Origin of the sequence: Pseudomonas sp. MWU16-30323 (genome assembly GCF_020515595.1) — a bacterium.
In the GTDB taxonomy this organism is placed as follows: Bacteria; Pseudomonadota; Gammaproteobacteria; order Pseudomonadales; family Pseudomonadaceae; genus Aquipseudomonas; species Aquipseudomonas yamanorum.
In genome coordinates, this window is the sequence record NZ_JAIWYM010000017.1 from 103,129 (window position 1) to 117,355 (window position 14,227).

A 14,227-nucleotide genomic window follows, 5' to 3' on the forward strand; every position below is an offset into this window, starting at 1 on the left:
CTGGCCAGACCACATGGAGTACGAGTGAATGCCCGCGCAAGCCCGTTTCATCGAGCACTACCGCAAAGCCGACCGCATCATGCTTGCCCTGCTCTGGCTGATGGCCCTGTTTTCCCTGGGCCTGGCGTTCTGGCACGACACGCTGCTGCAAGCGCTCATCGTCGGGGGAGGCACCAGCGTGGTGCTGACCCTGGCCTATCGCGTCATCGGCGGCACTCGCCTGATGCGCTGTGCGCTTGGCGTTGGCCTGATGATCATGGCGGCATTGCACATCAACCAGGCTGAGGGCGTCATCGAATCGCACTTCGGTATCTTCGCACTGCTGGCGGTGCTGACCTTCTACCGCGACTGGCTGCCCATCCTGGTGGCCGCCGCCACCATCGCGGTGCACCACGTGGTGTTCCATGCCTTGCAGCACCAGGGCTTCCCGGTGTTTGTGATGGAGCATCACGGCGGCTGGAGCATGATTTTCGTCCACGCGTTCTACGTGGTGATGGAGACGGTCGCCCTGCTCTATCTCGCCGTTCACAGCCAAAAAGAAGCGTTAGAAAGCCAGGAAATGCTCGAAAAGATGCTCGCCGTCACCACCCGGTTCAGCGGTGAGGCCACCAAGGGCAACCCGGAAAAAGTCCACGTTTCACTCGCTACGCGCTTCGACCACTTTCTGACCCAGCTCACCAGCCTGATCGACGGCGTCGCCCGCGACTCCCACGGCCTCGGCCAACTCGGCCAGGAACTGGGCCACGCCAGCGACACCCTGGAAAAAGGTGCGCGCCATCAACTGGCGGAAATCGCGCAAATGACCGATTCCATGCAGCGCATGGAAGACGCCATGGGCCACATCGCGGTACACGTCGAACAGGCCGTCGACCACGCGGGTCAAGCCAGCCAGCAAATCATCCGTGGCCAGGAAAGCGTCGGTCGTGCCCAACAGGAAATCACCCAGCTCGCCACCCGCCTCCACGACACCAACGAGACGGTCGAAGGGCTGGCCGTGCAAGCTGAACAGATCGGCTCGGTGCTGGAAGTCATCAACAGCATCGCCAACCAGACCAACCTGCTGGCCCTCAACGCCGCCATCGAAGCCGCCCGCGCCGGTGAGCAGGGACGCGGGTTTGCCGTGGTGGCCGATGAGGTACGCAGCCTGGCGCAGCGCACGGCGGTGTCGACCCAGGAGATCAAGACCATTATTGAAGGCTTGCAACACGGCAGCCGGCAAGCGGTTGAAGCCATGCACGATAGCCGCCAAGGGGTGGAGCGCTGCGTGGAAGACAGCCAGCTGGCGGTGGAGATGCTGCGGGCGGTGGGCAATGATATTTCGCAGATTGATCAGCTCAATGGGCGGATTGTGTCGACCACCCGTGAGCAATCCACGGCGAATGGAGAGATTGTGGGACGGCTGCAATCAGTGCAGAGCATTGCGCAGAACACGGCCCAGGATGTGGAGACGCTGGCCAGGAGCAGTGAGCGCTTGCCGCCGATTGCAGTGCGGCTGGATGCGCTGGGGCGAAGGTTTCATCAGTAGAGGCCTGACTCAGGTCACTCACCTGCAAACCGATTTCTTTTTACCCGGTACATCTCGCCGTCCGCATGGCTGAGCAGCGTGTCGGCGTCTTTCCCGTCCGCGGGATAAAACGCCACGCCAATACTGCAGGACGGCATTTTCACCGCGCCAAACTCAGCGCTCAGCGGCTCGGCCATGACGGCGAGTATCTGCGCGACTTTTGCGGAAACGGCGTCTTCCGACTGGATGTCCGTCAGCAGCACCGTAAACTCATCGCCGCCCATTCGGGCCACCAGGTCGCTGCCACGCACACAGCCTTCCAGCCGCCGTGCAATCACGCAGAGCACGCGGTCGCCCATGGCATGGCCATGCACATCGTTGATGCACTTGAAGTCATTGACGTCCAGAAACAGCAGCGCCAGCTTGCTGTTGTGTCGCAGGGCCGCTTGCAGGGCCGTGTCCAGTCGATCATTGAACAGCGATCGATTGGTGAGGGCCGTCAGCGGGTCATGATGGGCAAGGAAACGTAGCTCTTCTTCGGCTTGTGTCAGGGCCGTGATGTCCCGCGCGACACCAATCCGCGCGCCCACCTCTTCAGACCAGAAAGCCGCCCACAAAATCTGCACCACGCTGCCATCCTTGCGGATATAACGGTTGCGGAAGTCGACGTGAGGTTTGCCATTCATGACCCGGACAATGGAAGCGCGGGTGCGTGCCAGGTCTTCGGGGTGCATATAGTCGGTGATCAGGGTGCCGGTCAGTTCGTCGGCGCGGTAACCGAGCAGCGCTTCGCAGGCATCACTCACAAAAACTATCTGGTTTTCACTGTCGACCACGAACACGGTATCCAGCATCAAGTGGATCAGTTTGGGATAGAGGGCTTGCAGGTCAACGGCCATAGGTCTGTGAAGCGTCTGGTTCGGATTTGCCGATCATAGCCCGATCATGATGGATGGCAAAAAGGAATCATAGCGGCCCGCAAAATAGCCCCAGGCAATGTTGTTGAACCAGATGCGTCGCCACCAGCAGGCTGCGCCATCCTTCAAGGTCATAGGACAGCGCCCGCCAGAGCACCCACAGCGAATAATAATAGAAGTGGAACACGGCCCCGGTCACGGGGCCTGCCCGCAGTTGGCCTGGACCACCATGACCATGGCGTTCCAGCGCAACAGCGCAGCCACCTGGCGCACGCCCCCGAGCCTGGCCTCCCTTGTCATGTCGATCTGCTCCGAAAAGGCAAAGTACCGTGGCCGCCAGACCGCTCAGGTCACCAGGCCACCGTCCACGACCATGACCTGACCGGTGATGTAGGCGGCTTCATCCGAGAGCATGAACGCCACCACCTTGGCCACCTCCTGAGGGGTGCCGAAGCGACGCATGGGGATGCGGTTTTCCATCTCGGCTACGCGCCGCTCGTTGAGCTTGCGGGTCATGTCAGTGTCGATAAAGCCCGGCGCCACGGCATTGATCCGCACGCCACGCGCGCCGAACTCGACCGCCATCGAGCGTGTCATGCCGATCAGCCCGGCCTTGCTCGCACAATAGTTGGCCTGGCCCGCGACGCCGACCAGCCCGGAAATCGAGGCCATGTTCACCACCACACCATGGCCCTGCTCGACGAACAGCGGCAATACCGCCTTGCAGGCGTAGAACGCACTGTCGAGGTTGCCGCCGATCACGTCGTGCCAATGCTCGGCGCTCATCGCCAGTGCACCGCGGTCGCGGGTAATACCGGCGTTATTGACCAATCCGTCGAGACCACCAAAATGCGCGATACACTGCTTGACCGCCTGCGCAATGGCACTCGCGTCACGCCCGTCGGCGCGCACCGGCAACACCTTGTCCGCTCCCAGCGACGCCGCCAACTGTTGCGCCTGCTCGTCGCTATTGAGGTACGTGAAACACACGTTCAGGCCCCGCGCCGCGAGGTCTGCGACCACCGCCGCGCCAAGCCCGCGAGAGCCTCCGGTGACCAATACCGTGCGCATATTGGCGCCGGGTGCGTTAGATGCAGTGTTCATGGGCGTGCCTCCCTGGCAGGTTTATCGAAGGAAAAGATCTTTCCGGGGTTGAGAATATTGTCCGGGTCCAGCGTGCGCTTGATCGCGCGCATCATCTCCACGGCGCCCTCACCCGCCTGGTCGAGCAGGTACCCCTGCTTGTGCAGGCCAACACCATGCTCGCCGGTGCAGGTGCCGGCGAGGCGGATGGCGCGGGCCACCAGGCGATCGTTCAGGGACTCGGCCAACGCCCATTGCTCGGGGTCTTCAGGGTCGACCAGGTAGCCGAAGTGGAAATTCCCGTCGCCCACATGCCCCACCAGGAAATACGGCATGCCGGTCGCATCGACTTCGGCAATGGACTCCAGCAGGCACTCGGCGAGGCGGCTGATCGGCACGCAGGTGTCGGTGCTGATCGCCCGGCAACCGGGGCGCGACTGAATCGCCGCAAAATAGGCATGGTGCCGCGCCGTCCAGAGCCGCCGCCGGTCCTCCACGCTGGTGGCCCACTGAAACGCCTGGCCGCCCCAGTCACTGGCGATCGCCTCCACAGCCTGGGCCTGCTCACGCACGCCCAGCTCACTGCCATGAAACTCCATGAGCAACATCGGCGCCTGGGGCAACTCCAGCTTGCTGTGCACATTGACCATGCGCACGGTGTTGGCGTCGATCAATTCGATGCGCGCCACGGCGATCCCGGACTGGATCACCTGGATCGCCACGTTCACCGCCTGGTCGATGCTGTCGAACGAGCACACCGCGGCACAGATCGACTCCGGCACCGGGTGCAGGCGCAAGGTGATTTCACTGATGACGCCCAGGGTGCCTTCGCTGCCGACCATCAGGTGAGTGAGGTCGTAGCCGGCACTGCTTTTCTTCGCCCGAGTACCGGTGCGGATCACCTCGCCGCGCGCGGTTACCACCTGCAGCGCCAGCACGTTTTCTTTCATCGTGCCGTAACGCACCGCATTGGTACCGCTGGCGCTGGTGGCGCACATGCCACCGATGGAGGCGTCGGCGCCCGGGTCGATGGGGAAGAACAGCCCGGTGCCCTTCAAGGCTTCTTCGAGTTGGCGACGGGTAACCCCCGGCTGCACAGTGACGGTCATGTCTTCGGCATGGATCGCCAGAATCTGGTTCATCTGACTCAGGTCAAGACTGATACCGCCTTGCACCGCCAGTAGGTGGCCCTCGACCGACGAGCCGGCACCGTAGGCAATCAAGGGTACGCGGTGGGCGGCGACCAGGCGCACCGTGTCAACGATGTCGTCGGTACCCTGGGCGAACACCACGGCCTGGGGCAACGGTGCGTCGACATAGGCCGACTCGTCACGGCCGTGCTGCTCGCGCACAGCAGTGGCGGTGGAAAAGCGTGCGGCGAAGCGTGCGGCAAGGGCCTCGATCAACTCGGCCGGCGCCTCGCGCAACGCGCTGCGGAAAAAAGCCTGGGCGGGAACTGTCATGTCATTTCCTTATTAGCGTGTCAGCGTCCATCGAACCTGCGGCATACCTGGCGCTGGGCACCCAGGCCAACCACTTCGGCCTCCACCACATCGCCCTCCCGCAGAAACGGCTGGTCCGGGCGCCCCAGGGCCATGCCACCCGGGCTGCCGGTGAGGATCACGTCGCCAGGGTGCAGGGTCATGAAGCGGCTGAGGTAGTGAACCAGGTGGTGCACGTCGAAGATCATGTCCTGGCTGTTGTCGTGCTGCATGACCTCGCCATTGACCCGGCAGATCAACTCCAGCGCCTGGGGCGACGGCACCTCTTCGGCCGTCACCAGGTAAGGGCCCAACGGCGCAAAGCCATCGAATGACTTGCCCTTGATCCATTGCCCGCCCCGCTCCAGCAACCAACCGCGCTCGGACAAATCATTGGCGGTGCAATAACCGAGGATGCAGGCTGCAGCGTCGGCCGGCGTGGGCAGATACTGGACCCGACGCCCAATCACCACACCCAGTTCCACCTCCCAGTCGGTCTTGTCGCCGTCCAGGGGCAGCACCAGTTCATCGAAGGGGCCGCCCAGCGCGTGCACAGACTTGCTCGACACGATGGGCTCGTCCGGCACCGGCATGCCCGCCTCACGGGCATGCCGGTGATAGTTCAGGCCGATCGACAGGATCTGCCCCGGGCGCAGCGCCGGGCCGATGCGTTCATGCTCGGTGTGCACCAGGGGCAGCGACGCCCAGCCCTGGGTGAAACGCCGAGCCAGTTCCGCGACCACCGGAATCGCCAGGGACGCCCCGGCCCAGTCATCGACCCAGGCACTCAAGTCACGCACCGAGCCATCAACCGCGACGGCGCAGGGGCGCTCGCGCCCCGCTGCACCGACCCTCAGCAGGCGCATGACACGGCCTTGCGCGGGTTGAGAAAGCGCTCGAAAAACGCGCTCTCCTCGTCACTCATGGTGCGGGGGTAACGCCCTTCGTAATTGAACGGCGCCATGGTGGTCGATGCCAGTGCGCACAAGGTCTCACCATCGCGCACTTCATACTCGATGGTCACCGCCGCCGCGCGGACCTCCGACACCCACATATGAATCGCCACAGGTTCGTGACGGTGCACCAGCGGGCGCTTGTACTCGATCGCATGCCTGACCACCACCGAGCCGCCACTGAAGAACGCGTCACCCTGCTCGGCCCCCAGGCGCCAGATGAAGTCGACCCGCGCCTCCTCCAGCAGGCGCAGGAATGAGACATTGTTGACCACCCCATAAACGTCCATGTCAGACCAGCGGACGGGGCATTGATAAACGTGCACGGACATGGGGCTCTCCGCAGTGGCTGGGCGCGCAGCGAGCGCGCTGGCGGTATCAGTCGACATTGGCATTCACCTGTTTGCAGAAGGCCTGGATGTAGTCGTCCTGTGCGATTGGCGCACGCAGCAGTTCAGGCGACAGGCCGAAGCCGTCGATCAGCATCGACACATGCGGGCGCAGGGCCACGCACTGCTGGTCGATCCGGCCCGGCAACGACAGGGCCTGGCCGGCATCGATCAGCTCATGTGCCAGGTACCAGGCCGCATCGCGGCGCAGCAGGTTGAGCCCGTAGAGCGATGCCAGGCAATTGAGCGCCGCCTTGGCCTCGTCCTGTTGTGCATGCAGCGAGGCACTCCAGAGTTGTTCCAGGGCAAGACGCTCACCCCGCAGGCGCGCGAGTTCCAGGCCCGGATTCATGGCGTCATTCCACACCTCGAAATAGCCGCGCTCGTCGGTGTTCATCTCCTCGCGAATCGTCAGCCACAGTTGGTACTCGCGCAAGGCAATCGCCGCGATCAACCACTCCGGCTCCGCCAGGCGCCGTGCACGCACAGGGCGCTGTGGTTCCGGCCCTTGCCAGACCTGAGCCAACAACTGGCCAGCCACCGTTGCGAGCAGCACCAGGTTGTCACCTTCAGCGGTCACCAGGCCTTGCAGCAGCGAACCGTAATCGGCGATGCGGTTGGCGCTGAAAATACCCTGGGCACCGCAGCGCTCGCGGCACTCGGCAATCACGGCGCTGGCATCCCAGGTCGCGAGTGCCTTGGTGATATTGATCAGGCTGACGACATCGGCCGCCGGCTCAGCCGTGTTGGCCAGGAAACGAGCCTTGGCCTCGTTGAGCAGCAGGGTCATCGCGTAGGTACTGGCCAGCGCGGAGAACAGCGGCACCTGGTAGCTACGGTACTCGATGACCGGCATGTCATTGGTGCCCGGCGCGTTGGTCAGCCGCTGCTGGCCGTAGCGCAAGGCGATGTACAAGCTGGCACGGCTTGCACCCTGCGCGGCACTGGCCACACACAGGCGGCCCGGGACGATACGCGACATAGCCCGCAGGAAACGCGACCGCGCATTGCCCGCGCCGACCACAAAGTGGCCGTCTTGCGCGAAGTGCCCCATGTCGCCGTGCAACAAGCTGCTGCGTGGCACCCGCACGTTGTCGAACCAGGTCAGGCCGTTATCCAGCCCTTGCACCGGTTTCTCCGGGCACAGCGCGGCGCGGATACCCGGGCACAGGCCGGCTTCGGTCGACAGCCGGACCAGGAAAGGGAAAACGCCGTAGTCCTTGCCCTCGATCTTCAGCCGCGCCATCACCGTGGCGACTTTCGGAATGTCACCAAACCCGCTGTAAGACATGTACTTCTGCGCACTCACACTCGGCGTATTGAGCGTGAAGGTCTGGCTCTGCCGGTCGTACACGGCCTCGGTCTGCAACGCCGCGACGTTGTTGCCAAAGCCCAGTTCGGTGGCCATGTAGGGCCCGAACGAGGTCAGGCCGTCCAGTGCCTCGGTGAGGTCGGCAATGTCGGAACGGTCCCGGGCATGGTCGAACACCGTGCCCAGGCACAGGTTGTAGTGGACCATCAGCAACGAGAAGCTGGCGACGTCCAGCAGGCTCGGCCATTCGGCCAGGGCAAACAGCCGGCGCGGGTTGGCGAGAATCTCCAGCGGGCGTTCCAGCGCCCCATGCACATGACGGCTGCGGGCATAGGCCAGCCGCCCGGCCTGCTCCATGTTCAGGCCCGACTGCGGGTCGAAGATCGGGTCGAGCAGTACCTCGCGGATACTCTGGTGATGGCTTTCAAACGTGCCAGCGAACAGCACGTCGCGCAGCTCATCGCGCGCTTTCAGGGCGTCAGCGCCCGGGATGCTTGAATCAGTCATGACATGTCCTGTGCAGTGAGCGGCAGCGTCTCAGGCGGCGAACACCAGTGAGACATTCTGGCCGCCAAATCCGAACGAATTGGAAAGCGCCACCTTGATCGGTTGGGTGCGGGCCTCGCCCTGGACCAGGTCAACCGCGATCAGCGGGTCGGGGTTGCGCAAGTTTGCCGTCGGCGGTACTTGCCCGTGCTCAAGGGCGAGCAAGGTGTAAGCCGCCTCGATGGCACCGGCAGCGCCCAGCAGATGCCCGGTAACGCCCTTGGTCGAACTGACCAGAATCTGCGGCCCGAACAGCTCGGCGATGGCCTTCGACTCGGTCACGTCGTTACCCGGCGTCGAGGTGCCGTGGGCGTTGACGTAATCCACAGCGCCTGCCTCGATGCCCGCATCACGCAGCGCACCTTGCATCGCCAACCGCGCACCGAGCCCTTGAGGGTGAGGCGTCGTCACGTGGTGAGCGTCGGCGGAAGCACCGTAGCCGAGCAGGCGCCCCCTGCTCCGCGCACCACGGGCCTTGGCATGCGCCTCGGACTCGAGCACGAATATCCCCGCGCCTTCGCCGATGACGAAGCCGTCCCGCGCCACATCGAACGGGCGCGATGCGCCGCCCGCGTCGGTGTTGCGCGACAACGCCCGCATCTTCGCAAACGCCGCGACATACAGCGCAGTGATCGGGGCTTCTGCACCGCCGGCCACTACAATGTCGCAAACCCCACGGTTGATCAGGTCCTTGGCCATGCCCAGCGCCGAAGCGCCGGAAGCACAGGCCGAACACGGCGCCAGGCACGGGCCGCGTGCGCCCAACTCTATGGCCACTTGGCCGGCAGCCATATTCAGCAGGCCCATGGGCAGGGTCAGGGAGGAAATATCATCGGCACCTTCAGCCAACAGCACGGCGTGCTGTTGCTCCAGGGTGGCGGTGCCTCCTGCACCCGAACCGATGATGACGGCCACGCGACTCTCGTCTTTCCAGTTGCCCGCTTCGAGCCCTGCATCCTCCAGGGCCTGGCGCGCCGCCAGTAGCGCGAACTGCGCGTAACGGTCCCATTGCCAGGGGCTTTTCACCCCCAGCAGGGCGCTGTCGAAACTCGGTACTCGGCAAGAGATCCCCACCGGCAACGCTTCGAGGGTCTTGTCTGGCGCGGCGGTGGCTTCACCTGCCAACACCCGCCGCCAGTTCGCCTCGATGCCAATGCCGGCCGGCGTGACCAGGCCGATGCCGGTCACCACCACAGCCTCGACGCCCATCACGCCTTACCGTTGGCCAGCGCCAGAACGTCACCGACCGTGGCGACGTCCGAGAGCTGTGCATCACTGATTTGCACGCCGAGTTTCTTTCTCAGCAACTGGGCCAGGTCGACCTGCGACAGCGAGTCGAAACCCAGGTCTTCGAGGGAGGCCTCGGGAACGATACGGCTTTCTTCGATGTTGAAACGCGCGGAAATGGCTTGGGCGATTGCTTCGTTACTTACGGTCATCACATGACTCCTGTTGTGTGGAACTGTAGGTTGGGAAAAAACTGAATCAGTCTTGCCACTCACTGTTGCGGGTGGTCAGTTGCGGCCAGCGCAACACGGTAGAACCCCACGAAAGCCCCGCACCGAATGCACTCACCAGGACCCGCTGGCCGGCCTGCAGGTCGCCGCTCAGGGCGAGGTCATTGAGCAGCAGCGGAATGGAGGCGGTCAGGGTGTTGCCCAGGCGCTGGATATTCGCCGCGACCTTTTCGGCAGGCAGGCCCAGCTCGAAGGCCACGGATTGCAGGATGCGCACATTGGCCTGGTGACCGACGAACCAGTCCACCTGGTCCATCGACCATTGCGTACGGTCCAGCACGCTTTGGGCCGAGGTAGACATGCGGGCGACGGCTTGTTCGTAGACCGCGCGACCGTCCATGTGCAGGTAGAACTCGCTCGGCGCTACCGTGCCATGGCCCAGCCCGTCGCTGGCCGAACGCTGGCGCGAGCCGCCCGCCGGAATCGCCAGCAAGTCCGAACGCGCGCCATCACTGCCCAGGTCGAAGCAACCCAATGCGCCGTCCTCGTCCGGCTCGCCACGGCGCAGCACCACCGCCCCGGCACCGTCACCGAAGATTGGCCGGGTGGCGCGGTCCTCCGGGTTGACGAAGGTGGTGAACGCTTCCGCGCCGATCAACAAGACACTGTCGGCAATGCCCGCGGCGATCAGCCCGGAAGCGGTCGCCAGCCCGTAGACGAAACCGCTGCAGGCGGAGGTCATGTCATAGGCGGCGATATCACCCAGGCCCAGTGCCGACGCCACTTCCGGCGCCACCGCCGGGCAGATGCGGTCCGGGGAAGTGGTCGCGACCACCACCGCCTGAACCGCCCGCCCACCCGCCGAAGCGAGCGCCCGGGCACCGGCCTTGATCGCCAGGTCGCGTACGCTCAAACCGTCACTGACCATCCTTCGTTCACGGATGCCGGTGCGCGATTCGATCCACTCGGGTGTGGTATCAAGCCCGTCGGAAATCTGCTGATTGTCAATTATCTGAGGCGGAAGACAGCCTCCCAGGCCACACAGGATCACAGTCACGATCAACTCCCTTGATTCAACGATGGTTCAGACGGCCTGCGATGTCGCGCCAGGCCCTAAGTCACTTCCTGGCACCTCGCCTTGCCCAGCGACCAGCCGAAGTTCATGCCGGCCGCCGCCAGCAGGATGGCGGCCGCGCCCACCACCTGCAGCACGCCGAGTGGATGGGCGAAGGCCACCCAATCGACCACGATGGCAACGATCGGATAGATGAACGACAGCGCCCCCACCAACGCCGTGGGAATTTTTTGAATGGCGCTGTACAGCAGGGTCGACATGAGGCCCGTGTGAACCACGCCAATGATGATCAGGTACGTCCAGGCCCCATCGATCGCGCCCACCGTGGAGAAATCCACGAACGGCGCCAGCACCAGGACGCCCACCACCATCTGGATCAGCACGATCAGATGCGCGGGCAAATCCTTGAGTCGCTTGGTGATCGCCGCGGCCACGGCGTAGAAGAAGGCCGAAGCCAGGGCCAGGCAAACACCCAGCAGGTAATCGGAGCCGGTGGCCTGGCCGCTGCCCTTGGCGGACACGATCAGCATCAGGCCGGCGAAGGCCACCAGCAGCCAGCCAACCTTGGCGGCATTCAGGCGTTCGGCAAAGAACAGCACACCCAGGCCCACCAGCATGAAAGGCTGAATGTGGTAGACCACCGTCGCGATGGCGATGGAGGAATAACGGTAAGCGCTGAACAGCAACACCCAGTTGAGGATCAACGCCACCCCGCCCAGGCACACCAGGATGAATTGCCGCGCAGTGATCCGGGAACGCCGCAGCACGCCGAGCGCCAGGCACGCCACCAGCATCGCCATGGCGCCAAACAGGCAGCGCCAGAACACGACGGCCTCGGGACTCTGGCCCGACATGATGACAAACCAGCCCACCGTGCCGGAGATCACCATGGCCGAAATCATTTCGAGCGTTCCACGGGCTTGCGACTTCATCACACACTGCTTCCTTGCGGCAGGCATTGCCGTAACCTAAGCCACCTGTTTGCTGGCCAGGGTTCGGCAATACGAACTTTATAATGAACTAATGACCACTATACTGAACAAGGTGTAACAGAGCGTCAACCCATTTTAGGATGATCTATAAAACAAATGAACGACATAACGAACAATCTGTTCAGCAACAATCCGAGTCGAATTGATCTGCTGGCGCTGTCTATCAAGCGCGAACGCCTGGCTGCCGGGCTCTCGTTGACCGAATTGGCGAAACGCGCGAGCGTGGCGAAGTCGACCTTGTCCCAGCTGGAATCCGGCATTGGCAATCCCAGCATCGAAACGTTGTGGTCGCTGGCCATGGCGATGGGGTTGCAAGTCACCCGGTTCTTCGAACAGCCCCAGCAGAACCTGCGGGTGATTCGTGCCAACGAAGGCATGACCACCTATGCCGAAACCGCCAACTACGCGGCGACACTGCTTGCCGATTGCCCGGCCGGTGTGCGACGCGACATCTACCGGCTCAAGGTGCAGCCCGGTGAGGTGCGCCTGTCACAGCCGCACCCGGCCGGCACCGTCGAGCACGTGGTGCTGTGCAGCGGCAGCGCGAATATCGGCCCGGCCAATGAGCCCGTGCGGCTATACGCTGGCGACTACATCAGCTACCTGGCGAATGCACCCCATGTGTTTGAAGCGCTTGAAGCGGATACCACCGCGGTGATGGTGATCGAGCACCCTTGATGAGGTGGGCATGTGCCCTCAGGCATGGATAGGCAGGGCCAACCCGAACAGTACGAAAAACCCGCCACAGACTTTATTGAACCGACGCCCGGTTCGAGCCAGCCAAGGCCGGACCCGGTGCGCAGCGCTCGCCACCAGGTATTCAACGATGAACTCCACCACGGCGTAGGTCAGCGCGATGGTGATCGTCTGCGCGATGATGCTCCGGTGGGAATCCAGGAAAGGTGGAATAAACGCCGTAAACAGCAGCAAGGCCTTGGGGTTTGAAATCGCCGATACCAGCCCCTGACGGAACAGCGACCAACTCCGCGAGCTGGTCGCGCCGGTCGCCTCAAGGCTGACCGGTGCCGCCCGCCACAGCCCGAAGCCCAGCCAAATCAGATACAGCCCGCCGGCCACCTTCAACGCAAAAAACCAACTGGCCGACGCCTGGATCAGCGCCCCCAACCCCAATGCGCAAAGCGACAGCACGATGGCAAAACCGAGCACGCCACCGGTGATGGTGAACAGCGTCTTCCGATTGCCGTGAAGCGCGCCATGGGTCAGCGCCAACAACGCATTGGGCCCCGGCACCACCGCGATGCCGAAGCAGGTAGCCAGGTAAAGCAGCCAGGTATCAAAGGGCATGATCCGATCCAGTAGGTGTGATCCAGGCCAGAATCTTGCGGGTGAACAAACGGTCATGAAAAGCGCATAATTCACGTCACAGCCATTCGATTAACGAATAGAGGTAAGCGCAATGCCGGCCAGTGACTTGCAACTCGATTGGCTCAAATGCTTTGTGGCCGTGGTGGATGCCGGCTCGTTGTCGGGCGCCGCCCATGAGGTCAACCGCTCGCAGTCCGCCGTCAGCATGCAGATGAAAAAACTCGAGGCCGCCCTAGGACGGCAATTGTTGAGTCGAGGCCCCCGGCACCTGCAACTGACCGCCGACGGCCAGACACTGCTGGGCTACGCCCGCCGCATGCTCGCCCTGCACGCTGAAACCCAGGCGGCGTTCCACGGCGAAGAGCTGACCGGGCGCATCCGTCTTGGCGTTGCGGAAGACTACGCGGCCAGGTACCTCACGCCGCTGCTCAAGCGTTATTCGCCGCGCTACGCCGGGGTGGAAATCGAACTGACCTGTGAACAGTCGACCACCCTGATCCCACAATTGCGCAGCGGCGACCTTGACCTGGCGCTGGTATCCAGAGACTCGCCCCAAAGCGGCACCTTTCTGTTCAAGGAACCCATGGTCTGGGTCGGCTCACCCCAATTCGAACTGTGGCGACGCGACCCGCTCCCCATCGCCGTCTACGAAAGCGCAAGCCTGGCGCGGCGGTATGCGGTGAACTCACTGACCCAACAGGGCCGCGAATTCAAGGTGGTCTACAACAGCTCCAGCCTTGCCGGCCAGGTGGCCGCCGTCGAGGGCGGGCTCGCGATTGCCGCGATCACCCAGTGCACCGTGCAGCCATCGCTGCAGGTCTTGGGTGAGGAGCACGGTTTGGCAGCCATTGAACCCATGGACGTTTCGATTTTGCGCAGCCGGGCCTCTCGCAGCTCCAAAGCGGTGAATAGCCTGCATGCGTTTATCATCCGGGCGCTCAGGGTTCAGGCGTAGCCATCGGGTAAACGGAAGTCAAATTGCCCTCTGGCCTTCCAGAGTCTTATGAAAGAACGCACCGCCCGACATGATGAATCAAAAGGGATGGATCCATTTTCAACCAAATTGATCCCTCCCCTTTAACGCTTACCGAAACGTCCGACAGACTCCCGCATCTACCCGGTAAGACCACTCCCGATTTCCTCCTTGCTATTGAAGCGCCAGATCAAGCTTTCCTAGGATTACGCCTTCGAA

At 63.2% G+C, this 14,227-nt stretch carries 14 protein-coding genes; 3 read left to right on the plus strand and 11 right to left on the minus strand.

Going from position 1 to position 14,227, the window contains the following annotated elements; all coding sequences use genetic code 11:
• Positions 1-28: 28 nt before the first annotated feature.
• A complete protein-coding gene (locus tag LIY45_RS19645) occupies positions 29-1,525 on the plus strand; it encodes a methyl-accepting chemotaxis protein (RefSeq protein WP_226477305.1) in 1,497 nt (498 codons plus the stop codon).
• Positions 1,526-1,539: 14 nt separating this feature from the next.
• Here LIY45_RS19645 and LIY45_RS19650 read toward each other — a convergent pair whose 3' ends face one another.
• The 10 genes from LIY45_RS19650 to LIY45_RS19695 all read right to left on the minus strand — a co-directional run bounded on the left by LIY45_RS19650 (position 1,540) and on the right by LIY45_RS19695 (position 11,649).
• Entirely contained in the window at positions 1,540-2,403 is an 864-nt protein-coding gene (locus tag LIY45_RS19650) for a sensor domain-containing diguanylate cyclase (protein ID WP_226477306.1), read from the minus strand.
• Positions 2,404-2,766: 363 nt separating this feature from the next.
• Entirely contained in the window at positions 2,767-3,525 is a 759-nt protein-coding gene (fabG, locus tag LIY45_RS19655) for a 3-oxoacyl-ACP reductase FabG (RefSeq protein ID WP_226477307.1), read from the minus strand.
• Positions 3,522-4,967, minus strand: coding sequence for an FAD-linked oxidase C-terminal domain-containing protein (locus tag LIY45_RS19660; protein WP_226477308.1), 1,446 nt, complete (start codon positions 4,965-4,967; stop codon positions 3,522-3,524). Before LIY45_RS19660 ends, fabG begins: the two co-directional genes overlap by 4 nt.
• A gap of 20 nt (positions 4,968-4,987) precedes the next feature.
• The gene (locus tag LIY45_RS19665) at positions 4,988-5,851 is read right to left on the minus strand and encodes a fumarylacetoacetate hydrolase family protein (RefSeq protein WP_226477309.1); all 864 of its coding nucleotides are present in this window, start codon (positions 5,849-5,851) and stop codon (positions 4,988-4,990) included.
• On the minus strand, positions 5,839-6,270 hold the full coding sequence (locus LIY45_RS19670) for a thioesterase family protein (RefSeq protein WP_076016944.1): 432 nt from the start codon (positions 6,268-6,270) through the stop codon (positions 5,839-5,841). The genes LIY45_RS19665 and LIY45_RS19670 overlap by 13 nt, the downstream gene beginning before the upstream one ends.
• A gap of 46 nt (positions 6,271-6,316) precedes the next feature.
• Positions 6,317-8,146, minus strand: coding sequence for an acyl-CoA dehydrogenase (locus LIY45_RS19675; RefSeq protein ID WP_226477310.1), 1,830 nt, complete (start codon positions 8,144-8,146; stop codon positions 6,317-6,319).
• 30 nt (positions 8,147-8,176) lie between these two features.
• Positions 8,177-9,394, minus strand: coding sequence for a beta-ketoacyl-[acyl-carrier-protein] synthase family protein (locus tag LIY45_RS19680; protein ID WP_226477311.1), 1,218 nt, complete (start codon positions 9,392-9,394; stop codon positions 8,177-8,179).
• Positions 9,394-9,624: an acyl carrier protein gene (locus LIY45_RS19685; RefSeq protein ID WP_226477312.1), complete on the minus strand. Its 231-nt coding sequence runs from the start codon at positions 9,622-9,624 to the stop codon at positions 9,394-9,396. The genes LIY45_RS19680 and LIY45_RS19685 overlap by 1 nt, the downstream gene beginning before the upstream one ends.
• Before the next feature lie 46 nt (positions 9,625-9,670).
• Complete coding sequence (locus LIY45_RS19690) at positions 9,671-10,699, minus strand: beta-ketoacyl-ACP synthase III (protein WP_226477313.1); 1,029 nt, start codon at positions 10,697-10,699, stop codon at positions 9,671-9,673.
• A gap of 56 nt (positions 10,700-10,755) precedes the next feature.
• Positions 10,756-11,649: a DMT family transporter gene (locus LIY45_RS19695; RefSeq protein ID WP_226477314.1), complete on the minus strand. Its 894-nt coding sequence runs from the start codon at positions 11,647-11,649 to the stop codon at positions 10,756-10,758.
• 156 nt (positions 11,650-11,805) lie between these two features.
• Between LIY45_RS19695 and LIY45_RS19700 the strand changes: the two genes are divergently transcribed.
• The gene (locus LIY45_RS19700; protein WP_226477315.1) at positions 11,806-12,387 is read left to right on the plus strand and encodes an XRE family transcriptional regulator; all 582 of its coding nucleotides are present in this window, start codon (positions 11,806-11,808) and stop codon (positions 12,385-12,387) included.
• An 18-nt stretch (positions 12,388-12,405) separates the two neighbouring features.
• On the opposite strand, the gene LIY45_RS19705 is transcribed toward LIY45_RS19700, so the two are convergent.
• The gene (locus LIY45_RS19705) at positions 12,406-13,014 is read right to left on the minus strand and encodes a LysE family translocator (RefSeq protein WP_017475278.1); all 609 of its coding nucleotides are present in this window, start codon (positions 13,012-13,014) and stop codon (positions 12,406-12,408) included.
• A gap of 112 nt (positions 13,015-13,126) precedes the next feature.
• On the opposite strand from LIY45_RS19705, the gene LIY45_RS19710 reads away from it, so the two are divergent.
• A complete protein-coding gene (locus LIY45_RS19710) occupies positions 13,127-13,990 on the plus strand; it encodes a LysR family transcriptional regulator (RefSeq protein ID WP_226477316.1) in 864 nt (287 codons plus the stop codon).
• Positions 13,991-14,227: the final 237 nt, after the last annotated feature.

Bases quoted from the DNA above. Each gene is read 5' to 3' on its own strand.
- LIY45_RS19665 (WP_226477309.1), bottom strand. From the start codon at position 5,851: ATGCGCCTGCTGAGGGTCGGTGCAGCGGGGCGCGAGCGCCCCTGCGCC.
- LIY45_RS19660 (WP_226477308.1), bottom strand. From the start codon at position 4,967: ATGACAGTTCCCGCCCAGGCTTTTTTCCGCAGCGCGTTGCGCGAGGCG.
- LIY45_RS19650 (WP_226477306.1), bottom strand. From the start codon at position 2,403: ATGGCCGTTGACCTGCAAGCCCTCTATCCCAAACTGATCCACTTGATG.
- LIY45_RS19705 (WP_017475278.1), bottom strand. From the start codon at position 13,014: ATGCCCTTTGATACCTGGCTGCTTTACCTGGCTACCTGCTTCGGCATC.
- fabG (WP_226477307.1), bottom strand. From the start codon at position 3,525: ATGAACACTGCATCTAACGCACCCGGCGCCAATATGCGCACGGTATTG.
- LIY45_RS19700 (WP_226477315.1), top strand. From the start codon at position 11,806: ATGAACGACATAACGAACAATCTGTTCAGCAACAATCCGAGTCGAATT.
- LIY45_RS19685 (WP_226477312.1), bottom strand. From the start codon at position 9,624: ATGACCGTAAGTAACGAAGCAATCGCCCAAGCCATTTCCGCGCGTTTC.
- LIY45_RS19670 (WP_076016944.1), bottom strand. From the start codon at position 6,270: ATGTCCGTGCACGTTTATCAATGCCCCGTCCGCTGGTCTGACATGGAC.
- LIY45_RS19695 (WP_226477314.1), bottom strand. From the start codon at position 11,649: ATGAAGTCGCAAGCCCGTGGAACGCTCGAAATGATTTCGGCCATGGTG.
- LIY45_RS19710 (WP_226477316.1), top strand. From the start codon at position 13,127: ATGCCGGCCAGTGACTTGCAACTCGATTGGCTCAAATGCTTTGTGGCC.
- LIY45_RS19645 (WP_226477305.1), top strand. From the start codon at position 29: ATGCCCGCGCAAGCCCGTTTCATCGAGCACTACCGCAAAGCCGACCGC.
- LIY45_RS19675 (WP_226477310.1), bottom strand. From the start codon at position 8,146: ATGACTGATTCAAGCATCCCGGGCGCTGACGCCCTGAAAGCGCGCGAT.
- LIY45_RS19680 (WP_226477311.1), bottom strand. From the start codon at position 9,394: ATGGGCGTCGAGGCTGTGGTGGTGACCGGCATCGGCCTGGTCACGCCG.